General features: G+C 75.7%; 16 protein-coding genes and 1 pseudogene. 7 read left to right on the forward strand and 10 right to left on the reverse strand.

What is annotated here, in order from left to right:
• Window positions 1–2 precede the first annotated feature (2 nt).
• A complete protein-coding gene (locus tag IEY75_RS16240; RefSeq protein WP_189115209.1) occupies window positions 3–575 on the reverse strand; it encodes a TetR/AcrR family transcriptional regulator in 573 nt (190 codons plus the stop codon).
• A 184-nt stretch (window positions 576–759) separates the two neighbouring features.
• Here IEY75_RS16240 and IEY75_RS16245 point away from each other — a divergent pair, with 184 nt between their 5' ends.
• The 3 genes from IEY75_RS16245 to IEY75_RS16255 all read left to right on the forward strand — a co-directional run bounded on the left by IEY75_RS16245 (window position 760) and on the right by IEY75_RS16255 (window position 3630).
• A complete protein-coding gene (locus tag IEY75_RS16245) occupies window positions 760–1680 on the forward strand; it encodes an alcohol dehydrogenase catalytic domain-containing protein (RefSeq protein WP_189115210.1) in 921 nt (306 codons plus the stop codon).
• Window positions 1681–1953: 273 nt separating this feature from the next.
• The gene (locus IEY75_RS16250; RefSeq protein WP_189115211.1) at window positions 1954–2520 is read left to right on the forward strand and encodes a GNAT family N-acetyltransferase; all 567 of its coding nucleotides are present in this window, start codon (window positions 1954–1956) and stop codon (window positions 2518–2520) included.
• Window positions 2521–2559: 39 nt separating this feature from the next.
• Window positions 2560–3630, forward strand: coding sequence for a winged helix DNA-binding domain-containing protein (locus tag IEY75_RS16255; RefSeq protein ID WP_229789773.1), 1071 nt, complete (start codon window positions 2560–2562; stop codon window positions 3628–3630).
• A gap of 98 nt (window positions 3631–3728) precedes the next feature.
• Here the strand turns inward: IEY75_RS16255 and IEY75_RS16260 are convergent, their stop codons facing one another.
• The 4 genes from IEY75_RS16260 to IEY75_RS16275 all read right to left on the reverse strand — a co-directional run bounded on the left by IEY75_RS16260 (window position 3729) and on the right by IEY75_RS16275 (window position 7475).
• Complete coding sequence (locus tag IEY75_RS16260) at window positions 3729–4484, reverse strand: MerR family transcriptional regulator (protein ID WP_189115212.1); 756 nt, start codon at window positions 4482–4484, stop codon at window positions 3729–3731.
• A 104-nt stretch (window positions 4485–4588) separates the two neighbouring features.
• Window positions 4589–5353, reverse strand: a complete 765-nt coding sequence (locus IEY75_RS16265) for a putative protein N(5)-glutamine methyltransferase (RefSeq protein ID WP_229789774.1) — start codon at window positions 5351–5353, stop codon at window positions 4589–4591.
• A gap of 208 nt (window positions 5354–5561) precedes the next feature.
• Window positions 5562–6368 carry a GNAT family N-acetyltransferase gene (locus IEY75_RS16270; RefSeq protein ID WP_189115214.1) on the reverse strand — a complete coding sequence of 269 codons (807 nt, stop codon included), beginning with the start codon at window positions 6366–6368 and terminating at the stop codon, window positions 5562–5564.
• A 132-nt stretch (window positions 6369–6500) separates the two neighbouring features.
• A complete protein-coding gene (locus IEY75_RS16275) occupies window positions 6501–7475 on the reverse strand; it encodes a hypothetical protein (protein ID WP_189115215.1) in 975 nt (324 codons plus the stop codon).
• A 116-nt stretch (window positions 7476–7591) separates the two neighbouring features.
• On the opposite strand from IEY75_RS16275, the gene IEY75_RS16280 reads away from it, so the two are divergent.
• Entirely contained in the window at window positions 7592–8758 is a 1167-nt protein-coding gene (locus tag IEY75_RS16280) for a serine/threonine protein kinase (RefSeq protein ID WP_189115216.1), read from the forward strand.
• A gap of 152 nt (window positions 8759–8910) precedes the next feature.
• Window positions 8911–9252, forward strand: a complete 342-nt coding sequence (locus IEY75_RS16285) for an RNA polymerase-binding protein RbpA (RefSeq protein ID WP_189115217.1) — start codon at window positions 8911–8913, stop codon at window positions 9250–9252.
• Window positions 9253–9255: 3 nt separating this feature from the next.
• Here IEY75_RS16285 and IEY75_RS16290 read toward each other — a convergent pair whose 3' ends face one another.
• From IEY75_RS16290 to IEY75_RS16305, 4 genes are all read right to left on the reverse strand, one after another.
• On the reverse strand, window positions 9256–9747 hold the full coding sequence (locus tag IEY75_RS16290; protein WP_189115218.1) for an FxsA family protein: 492 nt from the start codon (window positions 9745–9747) through the stop codon (window positions 9256–9258).
• A 13-nt stretch (window positions 9748–9760) separates the two neighbouring features.
• Window positions 9761–10516 carry a polyprenol monophosphomannose synthase gene (locus IEY75_RS16295; protein ID WP_229789775.1) on the reverse strand — a complete coding sequence of 252 codons (756 nt, stop codon included), beginning with the start codon at window positions 10514–10516 and terminating at the stop codon, window positions 9761–9763.
• Window positions 10513–12138, reverse strand: a complete 1626-nt coding sequence (lnt, locus tag IEY75_RS16300; protein ID WP_229789776.1) for an apolipoprotein N-acyltransferase — start codon at window positions 12136–12138, stop codon at window positions 10513–10515. Before lnt ends, IEY75_RS16295 begins: the two co-directional genes overlap by 4 nt.
• A gap of 405 nt (window positions 12139–12543) precedes the next feature.
• A complete protein-coding gene (locus tag IEY75_RS16305; RefSeq protein WP_189115219.1) occupies window positions 12544–13110 on the reverse strand; it encodes a GNAT family N-acetyltransferase in 567 nt (188 codons plus the stop codon).
• On the opposite strand from IEY75_RS16305, the gene IEY75_RS16310 reads away from it, so the two are divergent.
• Window positions 13109–13510, forward strand: coding sequence for a DUF3224 domain-containing protein (locus tag IEY75_RS16310; protein ID WP_189115220.1), 402 nt, complete (start codon window positions 13109–13111; stop codon window positions 13508–13510). The two genes, IEY75_RS16305 and IEY75_RS16310, sit on opposite strands and share 2 nt — an antisense overlap.
• Here the strand turns inward: IEY75_RS16310 and IEY75_RS16315 are convergent.
• A complete protein-coding gene (locus IEY75_RS16315; protein ID WP_189115221.1) occupies window positions 13498–15048 on the reverse strand; it encodes an amidohydrolase in 1551 nt (516 codons plus the stop codon). The genes IEY75_RS16310 and IEY75_RS16315 overlap by 13 nt on opposite strands.
• Window positions 15049–15229: 181 nt before the next feature.
• On the opposite strand from IEY75_RS16315, the pseudogene IEY75_RS16320 reads away from it, so the two are divergent.
• A pseudogene (locus IEY75_RS16320) lies at window positions 15230–15589 on the forward strand (lysine 2,3-aminomutase); the annotation flags it as partial.

The raw sequence follows: 15589 nt of genomic DNA on the forward strand, positions 1-15589 counted from the left end.
GGTCAGTGCGCGGTCGGGGCCGGGTGGCCCAGCGCGTCGTAGCTGACGTTGATCAGGTGCGCGGCGGCGTCGCCGGCGGTGAGCAGGTCGCCGAGGGCCGTGCGGGCGACGGCCAGGGCGCCGACGGCTCCGGCGACCCGGACGGTGCGGTCGAGGTCCGGGTCGGCGGGGTTCAGGGCGAACATGTCGACGATGACGTCGCCGACGGGGGTGAGCAGGGCGCTGCCGGGGTCGGCGGGGTCGCGGAGCAGGGTGGACAGCAGCAGCGCGAAGAACCCGGGCCGGCGCAGGGCCAGTTCCGCCAGCCCGGTGAGGGCGGCGCGGTCCTTGGCGGGGCCGGGCGGCCGGTCGGCGACCTGGCGGGCGACGTCGGTGAGTTCGGCCAGGCAGCGGGTGGCGACGGCTTCCTGCAGCGCCTCCTTGGACGGGTAGTGGCGCAGCAGGCCGCTCTTGGAGTAGCCGACGGCGTCCGCGATCCGCTGCACCGAGGCTTCCTGGAAGCCGTGGCGGGCGAAGAGGGCGGCGGCGCAGTCGACGATCTCGTCGTCGATCTGCTGCCGGGTCTGGCGTGGCATGGGGACCAGCGTAGACGCGGCTGCGACCGTTTCGGTCGCGGAGCGACCGTGATGGTCGCCACCGCGGCGAGTTCTCAGGTCACGGGGTACCAAGCCGGCGGTCTTCGTCGCGTTCGGCAATCGGCGCGCGGGTGCGACGGCCAGAATGGGAGGTCCCTTCCCCCGGCCGGCGTGAGGAGAACAGATGCGTGCGGTGGTGACCGCCGAGCAGGGTGCGGCCGCGTCGCTGGCCGAGGTGCCGACGCCGCGGCCCGGCGCCGGTGAACTGCTGGTGCGGGTACGGGCGTCGTCGGTCAACGGCTTCGACCTGTCGGTGGCCACCGGCTACCTGGTCGGGATGATGGAGCACCGTTTCCCGGTGGTGCTCGGCAAGGACTTCGCCGGCACCGTGGCCGGCGTCGGGCGGGGCGTGTCGCGCTTCTCGGTCGGCGAGGCGGTGTTCGGGGTGGTGACCAAGCCGTTCCTCGGCGACGGCGGGTTCGCCGAGTACGTCACGGTGCCCGAGGCCGTCGGCGTCGCGGCGCTGCCCGCCGGGGTGGCGCCCGCCGCCGCGGGCGCGGTGGGCCTGGCCGGTACGGCGGCCCTGGACTGCCTGGCCGCCACCGCTCCGCAGCGGGGCGAGACGGTACTGGTCAGCGGGGCCACCGGCGGGGTCGGGGCCATCGCGGTCCAGTACGCGGCCGCGGTCGGCGCCCGGGTCGTCGCCACCGCCCGCCCCGGCGCCGAGGCCGACTTCGTCCGCGGACTCGGCGCCGCGCACGTCGTCGACCACGCCGGCGACGTGCCGGCCCAGGTCCGGGCCGTCGCCGGAGACGGGGTGGACGTGGTCCTGCACTTCGCCGGGGACGGCCCGACCGTGGCCGGCCTGCTGGCGGAGAAGGGGCGCCTCGCCAGCCTCCTGGGCTTCGGCGCCGACCAGCACCCGGCCGCGACGTTCGTCATGGCCCACCCGGCCGGCGACACCCTCGACCAGCTCGCCGCGGACCTGGCGGCCGGCCGCCTCACCGTGCCGGTGTCGCGGACCTACCCGCTGGCCGAGGTGCCGGCCGCGTTCGCCGCGTTCACCGCCGGCACCCACGGCAAGATCGCCATCACGGTCCCCTGATCTGCTACGCCGGCCCGGGCTGGCGGTCGGCCGCATGGTGCGCCACTACGCCGTCATCAGCCGGCTGCACCCTGCCCACATCCACTTGAGCGATCCCACGAAGACGTCGCGGGCACTCCGCCAGCCAATTAATAGATTGCTGATTTATGTAATTTATTAATTGGCATCGCGCACTTTAAGTGAGCGTGACTCACAAAAATTCGTTGCACCATAATGACCGTTATGGTGCAACGAAGGTTCGAGGGGGAGAGGGCCGGACCCTATGCTGGCGGGATGCCGCTGATGCGACCCGCGACCGACGAGGACCTGCCCGCCGTCCTGGCGATGAACGCCGACGACGTACCCAAGGTCGCTGCCATGGACCGAGACCGCCTCGCCTACCTGCGCGCCCTGGCGCACCGCTTCCACGTCGTCGACGTCGACGGCACCGTCGCCGGCTTCGTCGTCACCCTCCGCGCCGGCACCGCCTACGACTCGCTGAACTACCGCTGGTTCGCCGACCGCTACGGCGACGGCTTCCACTACCTCGACCGGATCGTCATCCACCCCGGGTACCGCCGCCGCGGCCTGGCCGGCTTCGTCTACGACCAGGTGGAGCAGGACGCCGCCGCCGCCGGCCGACTGGCACTGGAAGTCAACCTGGTACCCCGCAACGAACCGTCCCTGGCCTTCCACACCCGGCGCGGCTTCGCCCCGGTCGGCGAGCGCGGCGACCCCGACCACCTGCTGTCGATGCTGGTCAAGCCGCTGCCCGGCACCACCGGTAAGGGAACTGCCGCGGGCGTGGCCCACTCTCCCCGTGCCGGCGCGGGTCGGGGCCGCGAGCGCCTGTGGCCGTGAGCGCGGCCTGTTGTCGGGTGTCTGTGCCAGGATGCGGTGGTGACACGTCGGACCCCGTTGCAGGAGTTGGCGCTGCTGCGGCTGGTGGCCCAGCGGCTGGTCGGCGGTGGTGCGCCCACGCCCGCGCAGGCCGTGGGCGGCCTGCTGGCGGCGCAGGGCCAGGATCTGCCCGGGGTGTTGACGTCGATCGCGCTGCGGACGGCCGGCCGGTCGGTGGACGAGGTGCGGGCGGCGTGTGACGCGGGGCTGCTGGTGCGGTCGTGGCCGATGCGCGGCACCCTCCACGTGGTGCTGCCGGAGGACCTGGGCTGGCTACGGGAGTTGACGACGGCGCGGCTGGTGGCGGGGGCGGCGCGGCGGCGGGCGGCGCTGGAGCTGGACGAGCGGGTGTTGGAGCGGGCGCGGGAGTTGGCGTTGGCGGCGCTGGCCGGCGGGGGGCGGCTGAGCCGGGAGGCGCTGTACGGGGTGTGGGCGCGGGGCGGGGTGGGCACGGACGGGCAGCGCGGCTACCACCTGCTGTGGCACATCGCGCAGACCGGCAGCGTGTGCTTCGGCCCGTTCGACGGGCGTGAGCAGTTGGTGGTCCGCTGCGACGAGTGGATCGCCGGGTCGCGGGTGTGGGAGCGGGAGGCGGCGCTGGTGGAGCTGGCGCGCCGGTATTTCCGGGGCCACGGGCCGGCGACGGTCAAGGACCTGGCCCGCTGGGTGGGCCTGCCGCTGGGCGAGGTGCGGCGGGGGCTGGCGGACGCGGCGGGTGACCTGGCGCAGCGGCAGGTGGACGGGGTGACCTACTACCTGGATCCGGCGGTGGTCGACGGGTTGGCGGCGCACCGGCGGGAGGCCGGCGGGGTGCTGCTGCTGCCGGGGTTCGACGAGTTCGTGCTGGGGTACGCCGACCGGTCGGCGTGTCTGCCGGCGGAGTTCGCGGAGCGGATCGTGCCCGGCGGCAACGGGATGTTCCGGGCGACGGTGGTGGCCGGCGGGCAGGTCGTGGGGGTGTGGCGGCGGGAGGGGCGCGGGGCGGCGCGGGCGGTCGAGGCGACGCCGTTCACGGCGTTCACGGCGGCGATCCGGCAGGGCGTCGTCCGTGCGTACGACGCCCTGCCGTGATCCCCCCGTGCGCCCGGGTGCCCCTGCCGATGCGTCGCCGTCGGCGAGCTGTTCGGCGGCCGGCAGCGCGTCCCGGGCCTGACTGCCGGCTCCGGCGGCTAGTCGGTCAGGTGGCGCTCGGCGTAGACGCGCATGGCGTCGCGGACGAACTCCACGGTCCCGTCGCCGGGCTCGCCGTAGTTGGCGGCGAACCGCGGGTCGGCGACGTACATGTCACCGAGCCCGACCAGGTAGGTGCGGCTGGGGGTCTGCTGGGTGGCCGTGCCCAGCCAGCGGACGTGCCGGGCGGTGACGGCCTGGACGTCGGCGGCGTCGGCGGGCCTGCCGGCGGCGTGGGCCGCAGCGTAGTCGCGGCCGATGTCGCGCTGGGCCTGCTGGAACTGCTGCTTCTCCGTCTCGGACAGCCCCTGCCACCAGCGGTCGCCGCTGCGGTAGGCGTCCTCCCCCCAGCGTGCGATGACCTCGTCCTTGTACCGGGTGTGGTCGAATCCGTCGAACACCTCTGCGGGCATGAGTGCTTCTCCTCTCTCGGTCTTGCGCAGTGTGGTCCGCACGGAGGCGATCTGCCGGTCGATCCGGTCCCGTTCCTGTTCGAGCCACCGCAGGTGGCCGTGCAGGGCCTCGCGGGTGTCCGGGGTGCCGGCGTCGAGGATCCGTGCGATCGCGTCGAGGTTGAGGCCGAGGTCGCGCAGCAGCAGGATGCGCTGGAGGCGGACCAGGTTGGTCTGGTCGTAGTAGCGGTATCCGTTGCGTCCCACCCGGGCGGGTGCGAGCAGGCCGATCTGCCCGTAGTGGCGCAGCGTGCGGCTGGTCGTCCCCGCTTCCCGGGCGATCTGCTGGATGGACCACTCCACGTCCGTCCCCTTCCCTTCGTGCGATAACTACACGGTAGAAGTTGACGCAACGTCAAAGTCAAGGGTGGAGTGCGGAGGAATCGGCGGACGCCGTCCGCCCCGGCTCAGGCGGCGCCGACGACCACGGTGGCGCCCAGGTCCGCGCAGGTCACCACCGTGGCCGCCAGTCCCCCGCCGGCCACCAGCGCGGCGCTCGCCGCGGCCTGCCCGGCGCTGGTCTCCAGCAGCAGCCGCCCGCCCGGGGCCAGCCAGGCGCCCGCCTGCGCGGCGATGCGCCGCTGGATGTCCAGCCCGTCGGCGCCGCCGTCCAGGGCCGCGCGCGGCTCGTGGTCGCGGGCCTCCGCCGGCAGCGTGCCCAGCGCCCCCGTCGGCACGTACGGGGCGTTGGCGGTGATCACGTCTACGCGGCCGCGCAGGTGTGCGGGCAGCGGCGCGAACAGGTCCCCCCGGTACACCCGGCCCCGCCGCCCCAGGTTCGCGCGCGCGCAGTCGACGGCCGCGGCGTCGATGTCCACGGCGTGCAGGGTCACCGGCCGCCGCCGCGCGGCCACCACGGCGGCGCCGACGGCACCGGTACCGCAGCACAGGTCCACCAGCACCCCGGCGTGCCCGCGCGCGTACCGGACCAGCAGGCCGGTCCGGCGGCGCGGGACGAACACCCCCGGGTGGACGGCGACCCGGGTACCGCAGAACCGGGCCCAGCCCAGCACCTGCTCCAGCGGGGTGCCGGCGACCCGGCGGGCCAGCAGCCCGGCGAGCGCCCCGGGCTGCGGTGCGGCGGCGTGCAGGAGGCGGGCCTCGTCCTCGGCGAAGACGCAGCCGGCGGCGCGCAGCGCGTGGACGGTGGACAGCAGAGACGATGCCGACAAGGGACACCTTCCGGGAGAGCGGGACGCTCCCGGGCCGCCTAGCGGCGGCCGCGCCGCGACGGCGAGGGAGTACCCGGGCTGACAGTGCCGTTGATGGGTCTCACCTCCTCGTCCGACGTTCGCGCCCCACCATACGCCCGGTGGCCGGCGGTGCGCGGCGCCGTGCCGGCCGCACCAGCCGGTCGGGGTGCCCCGCGGGGCGGGTGGGTCACGGGCGGGTGGCATCCGGTGGGGTCCACACGAACGGGGTGGTCGTCGTCAGCGCCGCGAACCCCAGCCGCCGCAGGATCGGCCGGCTCTGCGCGGAGGCGTCCACCTGCAGGTACGGCACCCGCGCCGCCGCGGCGACCTGCGCCCGGTACGCCACCAGCGCCCGGTACACGCCCCGCCCCCGCCAGCCCGGCAGCGTCGCCCCGCCCCACAGCCCCCCGAAGTCCACCCCCGGCGTGATCACCAGCCACGCCACCGCGACCATCCGCGGCCCCGCCTCCGCCGCCACGACGTGCAGGCGCTCGCCGGCGCCGTCGCGGCGCTGGCGCAGTTCGGCGGCCAGCCAGCCGAAGTCGGCGCCCCACACCCGGGCCTGCAGCCGCGCCAGCCGGTCCAGGTCGGCGTCGGTGCCGACCTCCCGCAGCACGACACCCCGCGGCGGGGTCGCCGGGCGCGCCGCCACCGCCCGGGTCGGCGCCACCAGTACCGTCTCCTCGTCCTCGGCGACGAAACCCGCGGCGCGCAGCCGGGCCGGCAGGTCCGCCGGCCGGTCGTGGCCCCACACCTTCCACTCGACGGCCTCCCCGCGGGCCGCGAAGAAGTCCCGCTGCCGGGCGATCAGCGCGTCCAGGTCGGCGCCCGCCACGCCCAGGTCGGCGGGCCCGGACACGAAACCGCGGTGGTGGCCCGCCACCCGCAGCACCGGCCCGTCCCACCGGGCCACCACGCCCGGCGGCAGCGTCGCCTGACCCGCCAGCCGCAACTGCGCGTCGTACGCGGCCAGCAGCCGCTCCACATCCGCCACCGGGCCAGCGTAGAAGCGGCGACCCGGCCGCGCCCGCAGCGGCGCGCGGCGCCGCCGGCCCCGACCGGGGGCCGCCCGGTCGGGTGCCACCGGGGCTGCCCGGACCCGCCGCCGGCCCGCCCCGGCCGCCGGTCAGGTGTCGGCGCGGGTCCGGGAGGCGAAGCCGCGGGTGGCGGCGTGCCCGGCGGAGGTACCGGCGTGCACCAGGACCGGGTTGCCCGACAGGTGCCGGACCACCAGCGCCACCTCGACCCGCGCGCAGCCGGCCAACCGGCTGCCGGGCACTTCCGCGGTGTGGGTGGCGCTCAGGTGGTGCTTGGCCGTGCTGATCCGGTGCTCGGGGGCCAGGGCCGGCGCCCCGCAGTCCCCGCCGTCGGCCGCCCGCGCCCGCACCTCGACCCAGGTGTCGACGGTGCTGCCGTCGAAGTCGGCGCTGCCCCCGGCACAGCCGGGAATCGACGAGGTGGCCTTGCACGTACTCAGGGCCGCGTCCTGCACCACCCGCACGCCCGCGCCGCCCCGCACCGGGTACACCGCCTCCAGTACCCGCACCGACTCGCCGGCCCCGACCAGCCGCAGGTCCGCCGCCGCCAGCGTCCACCGGTCCGCGCCCGGCGCCTTCTCCCGCGTCAACCGCGCCCCGGCCGGGATCCGCATCGCCACCTTCCGGCCCGCGTCGACGATCGTGGAGTACGCCGACACCTTCAGCCCGCACCGGTACGCCCCCGCGGTCGGCGCCACCAGCAGCCACCGCAGCTCCGGCGTGACCTGCTCCTCGCCCGGCGGCACCAGGTTCGCCGCCCAGTAGCCGCCCAGCTCCGCGCCCGGCCCCAACTGCGGCCCGGCGCACGAGACCGCGAACGTGTTGCCCACGTTGTCCCCGGCCGCCAGCGCCGACACCGGCCGGGCGGACAGGTCCTGCGCCGTCAACCGGAACGCCTCGCCCGCGCGGGCGTCGACGCGCAGCTCCGTGCCCGGCACGTCGCGCAGCGTCGCCCGGCCCGTCACCTCGTAGACGAACTCCGGGGCCGGCGGCCCGGCCGGCGGCGCCCACCACGGCAGCGCACCCGCGCCCAGGGCCGCGATGACACCCCACCGACCCCACACACCAGCCACCCCAACCCACATCGACGTCGGCGAATACTAGCCGGTACGGGCGCTGCGGCAACACCACGCGAACGGTCACGCCGGCACCGCCGACACCCCACTAAACTCCCACACCGATGGACACCCTCGACGACACCGCCGCCGACACCGACCCGGCCCCCACCCGGCCCTGCGCCCACTGCGGCCGCCCCGTACCCCAACGCCACGCCGCCGGCCGGCCCTTCCGGTACTGCCGCGACAACGACGGCGCCTGCCAGCGCGCCACCCGCAACACCCGGCTGCGGCAGCGCACCTCCCCCGGCCTCGCCGGCCACGTCGCCCGCACCCACGAACTCGTCGAACGCCTCGAAGCCGCCGCCGACACCCTCGCCGCCGCCCTCGACGGGGAACTGTCCCCCACCGGCGTCGAACGGCAACTCGCCCAGATCCGCGCCGAAGCCGCCCACGCCGTCGCCGCCGCCCACACCGAACGCGACGACGCCCGCCGCGACGCCGACACCCAACGCGCCGCCCGCACCGCCGCCGACGCCACCGCCGACGCCGCCCGCGCCGACGCCGCCCAGGCCGCCGACGCCGCCCGCCGCGACGCCGCCGACGCCGTCCAGGCCCGCGCCGACCGCGACGCCGCCGCCACCGACGCCGAGGACGCCCGCCGCGCCGCCCACGCCGCCGACACCCGCGCCGCCGCAGCCCGCGACGCCCGCGACGCCGCCCTCGCCGACGCCGAGACCGCCCACCAGCAGCGCGCCGCCGCCGACACCCTCGCCGCCGCCCACGCCGCCACCGTCGACGAACTGCGCGCCGCCCTCGCCGACGCCCACACCGAACGCGACGACGCCCGCGCCCAGGCCCACACCGCCCGCACCGACACCCAGGCCGCCCGCACCGCCGCCGCCGACGCCGCCGAGGACGCCCGCCGGCAACGCGCCGCCCAGGCCGACGCCCAGGCCGACGCCCGCGCCGCCACCGCCGCCCTCGCCGAGGCCCGCGCCGACATCGACGCCCTCCGCGCCGACCTGGCCGCCGCCCACACCGACACGCAGACCGCCCGCGCCGACCACCAGCAGGCCCGCGACGCCCACCTGCGCGCCGCCGCCGACGCCGCGGCCGCCACCGACCGGGCCGCCCACCTCGCCGCGGCGCTCGCCGCCGCCGAGGACCGGCTCGCCCCCCTGACCGCCCAGGTCAGCCAGCTCGCCGCCGCCCTCGCCAGCCTCGGCGGCCCCCACCCGGGAACACCGCCCGGGCGTTCCGCGCCGGCCGACGCGCCCCCCACGGCGTAGGATGGTCCGGCCGCCCACCCGCCGCGGGCCACCAGCACACCGGTGCGGCCGCCTCCGGTGGCCACCCGCCAGCGGGGGCACGGCGCCGGGAATCGCGGCGGCGGCACCGCCGTTGCACCGGCGGACACCACGATCGAGGGGAAACAGCCGACATGGGTGAACGTATGCTGCGCGGCAGCCGACTGGGCGCGGTCAGCTACGAATCCGACCGCAACACCGAACTCGCGCCGAGGCAGACCCGCGAGTACCTGTGCGCCAAGGGACACCAGTTCGAGGTCCCGTTCGCCGTCGACGCCGAGGTACCCATCACCTGGGAGTGCAAGTTCGACGGCTCCGTCGCCCGCCTGGTCGACGGCAGCGAACCCGAACAGAAGAAGGTCAAGCCGCCCCGCACCCACTGGGACATGCTCCTGGAGCGGCGGTCCATCGCCGAACTGGAGGACATCCTCGCCGAACGGCTCGACGAGGTCCGCGCCCGCCGCGGCGGCGTCTGACCCTCACCGGTCCAGGATCTCCCCCTCCACCACGGCACCGGGCCGCGGTCGGGCGTCACCGCCCGGCGGCGGCCCGCCGCGCTCCCGGCCCACCCGCGACCGGACCCGCCGCGCACCGAACCAGCCCACCAGTGCCCCCGGCCGGGCCGCCACCACCGCCGCCACCAGCCGCCGCACCGGCGGCGACCACAACACCAGCCCCAGCACGTCGCCCAGCAGCCCCGGCAACGCGATCAACACCGCACCGGCGAGCGCCGCCGCCCCCGCCACCGCCGGCAGCCCCGGCGGGCGGCCCGCCGCCAGCTCCGCGCGCAGCCGACGCCACGCCCGCGCACCCTCCCGGCGGGCCAGCCACAGCCCGCACCACGAGGTCAGCAGCGACACCGCCACCGGCGGCCAGAACCCGAACCGGTGCGCCGCCGCCACGAACACCGCGAACTCGGCGACGGCCAGCACCAGCCCGGCCACAGCGACCGCCGACACCAGCCGCCGCACGCTCACACCCCCGCTACCGGCGCTTGTCGCCGCGCAGCCGGGCCAGCCGCGACGACGTACCCCACACGGCGACCTTCCACATCGCCTCGCCGATGATCGACGAGCTCATCTTCGACACGCCGCGCTCGCGCTCCACGAACCGGATCGGCACCTCCGCGAACCGGAACCCGGCCCGGAACGCCCGCCACGACAGGTCGACCTGGAAGCAGTAGCCCTGCGACTCCACCGCCGAGAGGTCGATCTTGTCCAGGACCGCCATCCGGTAGAGGCGGTAGCCGGCGGTGGCGTCGTGCAGGGGCATCCCCAGCATCATCCGGGTGTAGAAGTTCGCGCCCCGGGACAGGACCAGCCGGTGCATCGGCCAGTCCACCACCTGGCCGCCGCGCACCCAGCGGGACCCGACCACGACGTCGGCGTCGGCCGCCGCGGCCAGGAGCTTGGGCAGCTCCTCCGGCGCGTGGGAGCCGTCGGCGTCCATCTCCACCACGGCGTCGTAGTCGTGCTCCCTGGCCCACCGGAACCCGGCGATGTACGCGGCGCCGAGGCCCTGCTTGTCGGTGCGGTGCAGCACGTGCACCTGCTTGTCGGCGGCCGCCAGTTCGTCGGCGACCGCGCCCGTGCCGTCGGGGCTGTTGTCGTCGGCGATCAGGATGTCGACGTCGGGCGCCGCCGCGCGGACCCGCCCGGTGATCTGCCGGACGTTGTCGACCTCGTTGTAGGTCGGAATCACGACCAGGACTCGACCCACTGCCGGGTACCCCTCGCTCACCCTCGCGCTCCGTCTCTGCGACCGGCCGCCGGCTGCCGCCGACGCACCACCACGGCGCCGACGGCCATCACCGCCGCCCACGCCACCAACACCAGTTCGGGCCAGTAGCCCAACCGGGTTGCCAGGGTACGCCCACCACCTGGGCGGACCTGATGTACCACCACCGCATCGGTGTTGAAACCGGTCGCCCCGACCACCGTGCCGTCGGCATCGACGAACGCCGACACCCCCACCGTCGAGGCCATCAGCGCGTCCCGGCCGTGCTCCACCGCCCGCAGCCGCACCATCGCCAGCTGCTGCGTGGCCTCCGCGACGTCGAACGTCGCGTTGTTCGTCTGCACCACCAGCACCTGGCCGCCGCCGGTGACCGCGTCCCGGACCACCTCGTCGTAGGCGACCTCGAAACAGATCACGTCGCCGACGGTCAGCGGGCCGGTGTCGATGACCCCCGGCGCCCGCCCGGCCACCATGTCCGAACCGACCCGGTCGACCTCCGCGCTGACCGCCCGCGCCAGCCGGCGCAGCGGCACGTACTCGGCGAACGGCACCGGATGCCGCTTCACGTACAACTGGGCGGTGTCGGCGCCCCGCTCCGGCGACCACAGCAGCCCCACGTTGCGGACCTGCCCCCGCCCCGGCCCCCGCAGCACCGCCCCGACCAGGATCGGCGCGCCCACCGCCGCCGCGGCCGCCGAGATCTGCACCGCCGCGTCCGGGCTGCGCAGCGGGTCGATGTCCGAGGAGTTCTCCGGCCACACCACCAGCGCCGGCCGGGCCGCCCGCCCCGCCGCGACCTCCGCCGCCAGCCTGCGGGTACCCGCCACGTGGTTGTCCAGGACCGCCCGCCGCTGCGCGTTGAAGTCCAGCCCGAGCCGGGGCACGTTGCCCTGGACCAGCGCCACCGTCACCGGCGCCCCCGCCGGCCGGGCCGCCGGGACCGCCGCCGCGGCCACGCCCAGCGCCACCCCGGCCGCCGCCGGCACCCAGCAGCGCGCGGACCGGCACCACGCCCACCACGCCCACCACGCCGCCCGCCGGTCGGCGGCGGCCCGGATCCGCGGCCACGCCCGCACCGCCTCGGCCAGCAGCACCGCCAGCAGCCCCCCGGCCAACGCCACCCCCGCCGTCACCAGCGGCGCCCCGCCCAGCGCCGCCAGCCGCAGCAGCGGCGACCCGTCCTGCCCGAACGCCAGCCGCGCCCACGGGAAACCGCCGAACGGCGTCCGGTCCCGCGCCGCCTCCTGCGCCACCCACAGCAGCGACGTCGTCACCGCCGGCCACCACCAGGCGCGCGCGCCCCACGGCGCCACCCACGCCAGCGCCCCGCCCAGCGCCGCCACGTACAGCGCCTGCAGCGCTGCCAGCAGCAGCCACGGCAGCAGTCCCGTGTGCAGGTTCGACCACGCCAGCACCGGCGCGAAGAACACCCACCCCGTCACCAGGCCCAGCACCGCCCCGGACCGCACCCGCGCTCCGGACACTGCCACCGTCAGCAGCGCCACCGCCACCGGCGCCAGCCACGACCAGCCGTACGGCGGGAACGACACCAGCAGCAGCAGCCCCGCCACCGCCGCCACCACCGGCCGCCACACCCGCACCGTCACCGCACGCCACCGGGGCACCGGCCAGACACCCCCCACACGACGATGGGGGCGTGGTCGCCACCGCGACCACGCCCCGCGCTCCCAGATCCTCCCCAAGACCGGTGTAGGCAGTCACCGCCGCCACGACCTTCGGACCGACCCGACGAGCGCTGGGTGCACCCGCCGCGCCGTTGTCTACTGGCCGCGCGACCCGCCTGCCCCCGCCGGCACCCGCGATCAGGCACCGGCACACCGGCAGGACACGGCCGGTCCGCGCCGCCCCGCCGACCCCCGCCCGCTGGACCTGGGAATGGTCGAGGCCCGAAGACCCGCCACGTGGCCAGCCGGCGGAGGGACGAAGCGAACAACAGCCGCTTCCCGTTGTGAGGACCACCAGACGGTACGCGACCCCACCGACCCAGCGTCAACCGGGACACGCCCACATCACCCCCGCACGCCCACACCGTCGAGTGACGACACCAGCACCCGCCGCATCACCAACCGCGGCCACGCCGTCAACCCCTCACGCTCCTCGCACCGCCACAGCTCCCGCAACCCCGCGCCCCAACACTCCCGCGGCCACTCCACGAACCCCTGCCCCGCATAGAACGGACCGTTCCACGGCACGTCCCGGAACGTCGTCAACGTCACCGCCGACACCCCCGCCGCTGCCGCCTCCGCCACCACCCGGTCCAGCAGCAGCCGGCCCGCACCCCGCCGCCCGAACGCCGGATGCACCGACAACTGCGCCACATGCACTAGGCCGTCCACCACGTCCGTCAACACGAAACCCGCCGGACGCCCACCCGGCGGCACCGCCACCCACACCGCCGCCCGCCCCACATACTCCGCCAACACCCGCCCCGACGGCGGCGGATGAGCCGCCACCTCCGCCATCCCCACCGCCCGGAACAACCGCCCCGCCGCCACGTCCACCGCCCGCAGCCGCGGCACCTCCGCCACCTCCGCCAACCGCACCCGGAACACCCGGCCCCCTACCATCGACACCATGCAGACCACCGGCACGTTCACCGTCTCCGACTGGACCCCCCAGCCCTACGCCAGCGGCATCACCACCGGCGTCGACGTCGGCCACGCCCACATGCGCAAAACCCTCGACGGCGCCATCACCGGCACCGCCCACACCCAGTTCAGCTACGCCTACGACAACACCACCGGCGTCGGCACCTACGTCGCCCTCGAAACGTTCACCGGCAGCATCGACGGCCGCACCGGCACCCTCAACCTCGCCCACACCGCCACCACCACCGGAGCCGACACCCGCCACGCCGCCCAACTCGTCATCGTCCCCGCCAGCGGCACCGGCGACCTCACCGGCATCACCGGCACCGGCGACATCCGCATCGACCCCGACGGCACCCACCACCTCGACCTCGACTACACGCTGTAGATCTCCCGGCCCCGCAGCACCGTCCGCGTACACACCGGCGCCGGCACCCCCGCCCCCACCCGCGGCAGACCGTCCGCCCAGCCGCCCGGCACCTCCCACACCGCGAACGTCGCCGGAGCGCCCGGAGCCACCGTCCCCTCCCGCTCCCGCACCGCCCGCGCCGCCGGACCGGCCACCGGACCCAACGCCCGCCACCCCCCACGCGTGTGCGCCGCGAACGCCGCCCGCACCCCCAGCCGCTGCGCCGGCACGTGATGCCCCACCGCCGCCGCCACCGCACCCCACGGATCCACCGGAGTCACCGGCGCATCCGAACCGAAAGCCAGCCCCACCCCCACCGCGTGCAGCGACCCCAGCGGATTCGTCGCCAACGCCCGCGCCACCCCCAACCGCTCCGCGTACATCCCCGCCGACCCGCCCCACCACGCGTCGAACACCGGCTGCACCGACGCCGTCACCCCGAACTCCACCAGCGCCGCCACCAACTCCCGGTCCAGCACCTCCAGATGCTCCATCCGGTGACCACCCGCCCGCACCCGCGCCACCCCCAGCCGGTCCGCCGCCCACCGGAAACCCGCCAACACCTCCCGCACCGCCGCGTCCCCGATCGCGTGGAAGCCGCCCTGCACCCCCACCCCCGCACACTCCACCAGATGCGCACCCACCTGCGCCGCCGTCACATACCCGTGCCCACACCCGCCCGAGGTGTACGGCTGCGACACCCACGCCGTCCGCGAACCCAACGCCCCGTCCGCGAACAGGTCACCCGCCGCACCCACCGCCCCCAACTCCCGCGCCCGCACCGCCCCGCCCAACTCCCCCCAGTAGCCGTACACCTCCGGCAATCCGTCCCCCGACAACGCCAGCACCCCCAACAGATCCGCCTCCGACGAAATCTCCGGCCCCGCGCACTCGTGCACCGCCGCCACCCCCGACGCCGCCGCCCGCCCCAACATCACCCGCTGCGCCCGCGACCGGTCCCCCGCCGACAACCCCGCGAACGCCGCCCGCCGCGCCACGTGATGGGCCTCCCGCGACAGCAACCCCGACGACGACCAACCACCCGCCGACGCCGGCACCTCCGCCAACAGCGCCGAGGACACCAACGCCGCATGAACCGACGCCTGCGACAGGTACACCCGGCGACCGCCCGACACCCGGTCCAACTCCCCGGCCGACGGCGGCACCCGCGCCCCCACCGGCCACCCCGACTCGTCCCACCCGTGCCCCAGCACCGTCGCCCCCGCCGGCAACCCCCGCGCAAACGCCGCCACCGCCGCCAGCAACGCCCCCGCCCCGTCCACCCCCGACAGGTCCAGCCCCGACAACACCAGACCCGTGTCCGTCGCATGCACGTGGGCATCCACGAACGCCGGCGCCAGCCACGCCCCCGCCAGATCCACCACCCGCTGCGCCCGCGGCGCGTCAGCCACCTCCCCCACCCACGAGAACACCCCGTCGGCGACCACCACGGCGCTCGCGGACGGGACGGCGCAGTGGACGACAGCGTTGCGGTACAGCGTCGAAGGCTCGCTCATAACGCCACAGTCTGCCCGCGCCGACGGCGCGCTCCAACCGTCCGGCGGTTCCCGGCTGCACGTGACCCGCGAGGCAACTCTGGCCACGCGCGGTGACGATTTCCTCACCAAAACCACGTGCGACAGCAGATTTTGCGGCCTCGCGCTATCACCGCCGGAAGATTTTCGGTACCCTGCAATGATGACCGCAATCACCAAGGCTGATGGGCACAGCACCCTGGGCCAGCCGTACTACTACCGCCGCCGCCCGCTGGCGGAGCCGGACTGGACACGCTTTCCCGGCTGGCGCGACGTCACCCGGGAGCAGTGGGAGTCCGCGCAGTGGCAGCGGGTGAACTGCGTGAAGAACCTCGCCCAGCTCCGCAAGGTCATGGGCGACCTGCTCGACGACCGCTTCTACGACGACCTTGCCGCCGACCAGGCGCAGATGGCGACGATGTCGATGTTGGTGCCGCCGCAGATGGTGAATACGATGGTGCCGTTTGAGGTGATGTCGACGGAGGCGTTTTATGCGGATCCGGTGCGGCGTTACATGATTCCG

This window comes from Pilimelia terevasa (assembly GCF_014647915.1).
Taxonomy (GTDB): Bacteria; Actinomycetota; Actinomycetes; order Mycobacteriales; family Micromonosporaceae; genus Pilimelia; species Pilimelia terevasa.

Coding starts and splice junctions, on each gene's coding strand:
- IEY75_RS16240 (WP_189115209.1), bottom strand. CDS start 575: ATGCCACGCCAGACCCGGCAGCAGATCGACGACGAGATCGTCGACTGC.
- IEY75_RS16245 (WP_189115210.1), top strand. CDS start 760: ATGCGTGCGGTGGTGACCGCCGAGCAGGGTGCGGCCGCGTCGCTGGCC.
- IEY75_RS16250 (WP_189115211.1), top strand. CDS start 1,954: ATGCCGCTGATGCGACCCGCGACCGACGAGGACCTGCCCGCCGTCCTG.
- IEY75_RS16280 (WP_189115216.1), top strand. CDS start 7,592: ATGGACACCCTCGACGACACCGCCGCCGACACCGACCCGGCCCCCACC.
- IEY75_RS16285 (WP_189115217.1), top strand. CDS start 8,911: ATGGGTGAACGTATGCTGCGCGGCAGCCGACTGGGCGCGGTCAGCTAC.
- IEY75_RS16310 (WP_189115220.1), top strand. CDS start 13,109: ATGCAGACCACCGGCACGTTCACCGTCTCCGACTGGACCCCCCAGCCC.
- IEY75_RS16305 (WP_189115219.1), bottom strand. CDS start 13,110: ATGGTGTCGATGGTAGGGGGCCGGGTGTTCCGGGTGCGGTTGGCGGAG.
- IEY75_RS16315 (WP_189115221.1), bottom strand. CDS start 15,048: ATGAGCGAGCCTTCGACGCTGTACCGCAACGCTGTCGTCCACTGCGCC.